The sequence below is a fragment of the Streptomyces pinistramenti genome (genome assembly GCF_020564935.1).
Classification (GTDB): Bacteria; Actinomycetota; Actinomycetes; order Streptomycetales; family Streptomycetaceae; genus Streptomyces; species Streptomyces pinistramenti.
On record NZ_JAJCXB010000118.1, the window covers coordinates 1 to 5149 of the forward strand.

4 protein-coding genes, 1 tRNA gene and 1 pseudogene are annotated in these 5149 nt (G+C 72.5%); 3 read left to right on the top strand and 3 right to left on the bottom strand.

The genetic code is table 11. The annotated features are described in order from the left end of the window. The 3 genes from LIU39_RS34505 to LIU39_RS34515 form a co-directional block, all read left to right on the top strand. Nucleotides 1-1418, top strand: a 1418-nt coding sequence (locus tag LIU39_RS34505) for a S1C family serine protease (RefSeq protein WP_227050933.1), incomplete at its 5' end; no start/stop codon positions are given. Between the two features lie 43 nt (nucleotides 1419-1461). Further along, a tRNA-Ser gene (locus tag LIU39_RS34510) sits at nucleotides 1462-1549 on the top strand. Nucleotides 1550-1698: 149 nt separating this feature from the next. Continuing rightward, entirely contained in the window at nucleotides 1699-2226 is a 528-nt protein-coding gene (locus LIU39_RS34515) for a GNAT family N-acetyltransferase (protein ID WP_227050934.1), read from the top strand. Nucleotides 2227-2324: 98 nt separating this feature from the next. Here LIU39_RS34515 and LIU39_RS34520 read toward each other — a convergent pair whose 3' ends face one another. The 3 genes and pseudogenes from LIU39_RS34520 to LIU39_RS34530 form a co-directional block, all read right to left on the bottom strand. Beyond that, nucleotides 2325-3026 carry an SUKH-4 family immunity protein gene (locus LIU39_RS34520; protein ID WP_227050935.1) on the bottom strand — a complete coding sequence of 234 codons (702 nt, stop codon included), beginning with the start codon at nucleotides 3024-3026 and terminating at the stop codon, nucleotides 2325-2327. A gap of 78 nt (nucleotides 3027-3104) precedes the next feature. Continuing rightward, nucleotides 3105-4745 carry an ABC-F family ATP-binding cassette domain-containing protein gene (locus LIU39_RS34525; RefSeq protein ID WP_227050936.1) on the bottom strand — a complete coding sequence of 547 codons (1641 nt, stop codon included), beginning with the start codon at nucleotides 4743-4745 and terminating at the stop codon, nucleotides 3105-3107. Nucleotides 4746-4917: 172 nt separating this feature from the next. Then, nucleotides 4918-5149, bottom strand: a pseudogene (locus LIU39_RS34530) (bifunctional DNA primase/polymerase); the annotation flags it as partial.

A 5149-nucleotide genomic window follows, 5' to 3' on the forward strand; every position in this document is an offset into this window, starting at 1 on the left:
TCGCCCCCACCACGGGCGACGGTCCGGCGCAGGCACCGGCCGCCGCAGGCCCGGGGGCCCCCGCAGAGCAGGACCGTACGGCGACGATGGCCGCGCAGTCCGGATACGGCGGCCCCGGACAGCCGCCGCACCCCGGCGGCGCGTACCCCGGGGCCGCGGGCGGACCGGCCGCGCAGCCGCCCGCGTACGCCGCGACCGGCCACGGCTCATCCGGTGGTGGCTGGGGAAACCAGCCGCCCTACGGGGGCGGCGGTGGCGGCGACCCCTGGGGCGCGCCGGGACCGCAGCCTCCCCAGCGGCGGCGTAACGGCGGCCTGGTCGCCGCCGTGCTGGTCGCGGCGCTGGTCGCGGGCGGCGTCGGCGGCGGCATCGGCTTCTGGGCCGCGGGCCGCGGCGAGGGCTCCTCCACCACGGTCACCGCATCCGGCGACCCCGGTGCGCTGAACCGCAAGCCCACCTCCGTCTCCGGGATAGCGCAGAAGGCGCTGCCCAGCGTCGTCACGATCGAGGCGCAGGGCGCGACCGGCGAGGGCGGCACCGGCACCGGCTTCGTCTACGACAAGCAGGGCCACATCCTCACCAACAACCACGTCGTCGCGGCCGCGGCCGACGGCGGTTCGCTCACCGCGACGTTCTCGGACGGCAAGAAGTACAACGCCGAGGTCGTGGGCCGGGCCCAGGGCTACGACGTCGCCGTGGTCAAGCTGAAGAACGCATCGGACGCCAAGCTGAACCCGCTGCCGCTGGGCAAGTCCGCCAACGTGCAGGTCGGCGACGCCACGATCGCGATCGGCGCCCCCTTCGGCCTCTCCGGCACGGTCACCACCGGCATCGTCAGCGCCAAGGACCGCCCGGTGGCCTCCAGCGACGGCGGCGGCACCAGCGCCTCGTACATGAGCGCGCTGCAGACCGACGCCTCCATCAACCCGGGCAACTCCGGCGGCCCCCTGATGGACGCGAACGGCAACGTCATCGGCATCAACTCCGCCATCCAGTCGGCAGGCAACGGCGGTATGGGCGGCGAGAGCCAGCAGTCCGGCAGCATCGGCCTGGGCTTCGCGATCCCCATCGACCAGGCCCGCCGGGTGGCCCAGGATCTGATCAGGACGGGCAAGCCGGTCTATCCGCAGATCGGCGTCCAGGTCACGATGAAGGACACCGGCAACGGCGCGACCATCGCCCAGACCGGCAACAACGGTTCGGACGCGGTCACCCCGAACGGACCCGCCGCCAAGGCCGGCCTCCAGCCGGGCGACACCATCACCAAGCTCGACGACACGGTGATCGACAGCGGCCCCACCCTGATCAGCGAGATCTGGCAGCACAAGCCCGGCGACAAGATCACCCTCACCTACAAGCGCGCCGGCAAGGACCGCACCGCGGTCGTCACGCTGGGCCAGCGCACGGGGGACAAGTGACGCGCTAGTCTGATCCCCGCGGCACCGCCAGGCGCTGCCGCGGGGAGGCTTGCCCGAGCGGCCTAAGGGAACAGTCTTGAAAACTGTCGTGAGGTAACCCCTCACCGTGGGTTCAAATCCCACAGCCTCCGCAGAGGCCGGCGACTCAGCTGGTCGAAAGGGGCGTCCGAGGTGATCGGGCGCCCCTTTCGCGTGCCGGGTGGCCTTGGCCTGGGACGGGCCAGGGGGGAGCCGGGCGACGGTGAGGCCGGCGTGGAGTGGAAGGCAGGGCGAGGACGGTATGGCGGGGCGTGGAGTCGGTGGTCGGGGTGCCGGTGGCCGGGGTGGGGCCGTGCGGATTCGGCGGGCGACGGTGCGGGATGCGAAGCGGCTTACGCGGATGGTGCGGAGTTCGCGGGCGTATGAAGGGCCGCATGCCGCGATGGTTGCGGGGTATCGGGTGGGGCCGGATTACATCGAGGCGCATGAGGTGTATGTCGCGGTGGAAGAGGGCGGCGATGCGTCGGGTGCCGGAGAGGGCATGGGGGAGCGGGTGGTCGGGTTCTATGCGTTGGTGCTGGAACCGCCGGAGCTGGATCTGATGTTTGTTGCCGATGAGGCGCAAGGGGCGGGGATCGGGCGGTTGTTGATCGCACACATGCGGGATGTGGCGCGGAATGCCGGGATCGCGAGCGTGCGGGTCGTCTCGCATCCGCCGGCCGAGGGCTTCTATCGCAGCGTCGGCGCGCGGCGCACCGGCACCGTGGCGGCGAACCCGCCGGCTGTGATGTGGGACCGGCCGGAGATGACGATCGACGTGGTGGAGTGAGCGGGGGAGGGGGCGGCGCTTGTCGGTGGGGTGGGCGGTGGCAGCGGGCGGGCGTGGCTGCTGGACCGGCGGCCGATCGCCGACGGGGTCGGTAGCCGTCAGGCACCGTTCTCCGAGGTGCAGTTGGCGTAGTTGTCGTGTATTTCGGTGAAGAGGTTGTGCCAGAGGGTGGAGTCTTCGGTGGGCTCCAGGGATTCCAGGAGGGTGCGGAGTTCCTTGAGGGCGGTGGTGGAGTCGTCGCCGGTGAGGCGGGCCTCGTAGTGGGCGATGAGGGCCAGGGCGGCGGCCAGGTTCGGCAGGGAGTCGCAGGCGTAGCCGCCGTAACCGGCCGCGTGGTCCCAGCCGTTGGGGTCGTAGAGGTCGATGCTGCCGGTGTCGCCCATCAGCATCAGGGTCAGGCCGTTCTGCTCGCCGAGTCCGTAGGCGTAGCGCTCGGGCGGTGAGTCGTCGTCCGGGTAGCGCTCGCCGAAGAGTTCGGCGGGGTCTTCCTCCCAGGGGCCCGATGTGAGCAGGGCGGTGGAGTCGAAGCCGATGAAGTCGAGGCGAATGGCGGGGAAGCCGACGGTGGTCAGGAACGTGCGGGTCGGCTCGTCCTCCAGGCGCTGGGGGAGGTCGGCTTCGGCGGGGCGCCACAGGGTGTCTGCGCCGAAGTGGGCGGTCAGCCAGTCGGCGGTCGGTGCCTGGGCGGCGGCCAGGAGCGCGGCGGTGTCGTCGGGCGTTGCCGTCGCGCCCCTGTTCCCGGTGGTACCCGCCGGTGCCTGCGGCCGGGTGTCCGTGTGGGCGTGCGTGTGTGCGTTCATGGTGATCCCCCGGTTCGGACTGCTGTTCCACCGTGCTGAGTTCAGTGAAGCGCACGCCACTGACAATCGGCCCAGGACTCAGTCGAGCGCGACGAGTTCGAGGTGTTCAGGGCTCCAGAGGTCCTCCGTTCCGTCCGGGAGGAGCAGGACGCGGTCAGGGCGCAGTGCCTCGATGGCGCCCGGGTCGTGCGTGACCATCACGAGGGCGCCCGGGTAGTTGTCGACGGCGCTCAGCACCTCGCCGCGGGACGCCGGATCGAGGTTGTTGGTGGGCTCGTCCAGGAGGAGCACGTTCGCCCCGGAGTGGACGAGCCCGGCCAGCGCGAGACGGGTCTTCTCGCCGCCGGACAGGACGCCGGCCGGCTTGTCGGCGTCATCGCCCGTGAACAGGAACGAGCCGAGGACGTGCCGCACTTCGCCGTCGGTGAGATGCGGCGCGGCGGCCGCGAGGTTCTCCCGGACGCTGCGCGCCGGATCGAGGGTGTCGTGCTCCTGGGCGAAGTACCCGAGCCGTAGCCCGTGCCCGTGCACCACCCGCCCGGAGTCCGGCAGTTCGCGCCCGGCGAGCAGCCGCAACAGGGTGGTTTTGCCCGCTCCGTTGAGGCCGAGGACGACCAGGCGGCTGCCCCGGTCCACGGCCAGGTCCACGCCGCGCAGCACCTGGTGGTCTCCGTATGCCTTGGCCAGGCTGACGGCCCCCAGGGGCGTCCGGCCGCACGGTGCGGGTTCGGGCAGCCGGATCCGGGCGACCTTGGCCGTGCGGCGGGCCGGTTCCAGGTCGGCGAGCATCCGGTCGGCGCGCCGTGCCATGTTCTTCGCGGCGGTGGCGGTGGCGACTCTGCTGCGCATTTTGTCCGCCTGGAGGCGCAGGGCGGTGGCTTTGCGTTCGGCGTTGCCGCGCTCGCGGGCGCGGCGGCGTTCGTCGGCCGCGCGCTGGGTGAGGTAGGCGTGCCAGGTGGTGTTGTGGATGTCGAGGGTGGAGCCGGCTGCTTCTGCTGCGCCTGGATGTGGCCGGGAGCCGGGGGACGGATCCAGGTGGAAGACCCGGTTGACCAGGCCGGCCAGCAGCTCGGCGTCGTGGCTGATGATCATCAGGCCGCCGCGGTGACCGGCCAGGAACGTCCGCAGCCAGGTGATCGCGTCGACGTCCAGGTGGTTGGTCGGTTCGTCGAGCAGCAGGGTGTCGTGGTCCGCGACGAGGATGCGGGCCAGTTCGACGCGGCGCCGCTGCCCGCCGGAGAGCGTGCCCACCGGCTGGTGCATGACGTGCGGCGGCAGCCCGACACCCGCGGCGACCCGTGCCGCGTCGGCCTCGGCCGCGTAGCCGCCGCGCGCCTGGAAGTCGGCCTCCGCGCGGGCGTACGCCGCCATCGCGCGCTGCTGTGCGGCGGGTGCGGCGGCCGCGGCCATGGCGGTCTCGGCGGCGCGCAGCGCCCGTACAGCGTGGTCCAGGCCGCGGGCGGACAGGATCCGGTCGGTGACGCCGACGGACGGGTCGGCCGTACGGGAGTCCTGCGCGAGGTGGCCGAGCGATCCGGTACGGGTGACGGAACCGGCGGCGGGCCTGGCGGCTCCGGTGAGGGTGCTCAGGAGGGTGGTTTTACCGGCGCCGTTGCGGCCCACGAGGCCGATGCGGTCGCCGGGGGCGATGTGGAAGTTGAGGTCGGACAGCAGGAGTCGGGCGCCGACGCGTACGTCGGCACCGCGGACGGTGATCATGGATAACGCTCCGGAAAAGCTCAAGGACACACAGACACACGGGTGGCGTGAAAGCGGGTGTCCGAGCTAGGAAATCCGGGGTGTCGACATGGCGGTCAGGGTAGTCGGGGTGGTGCGCGGGCGCAGCCGAATATTGGGGGCGCGGGCTGAGTGGGGGCGGCCGTGGCCGGTGTCAGGGGGTGGCGCGCGGGGCTGTGGGGGAGGCGACGGAGTGGTGGGCGGCGGAGGCGAGGGTGGCCCGGGTTTCGCGTTCGGGCGGGCCGGTCCGGCGGGCGGCGACGGTGAGGGTGCCGGCCGGTTCCGTGCCGAGGCCGGTCTCGTAGGCGCGGCAGGCGGCCCGGAAGAGGCGCGCGTTGCGCTGCCCGGGAGACGAGGGGCGGACGAGGCGCACGAGGGTCGTGGCG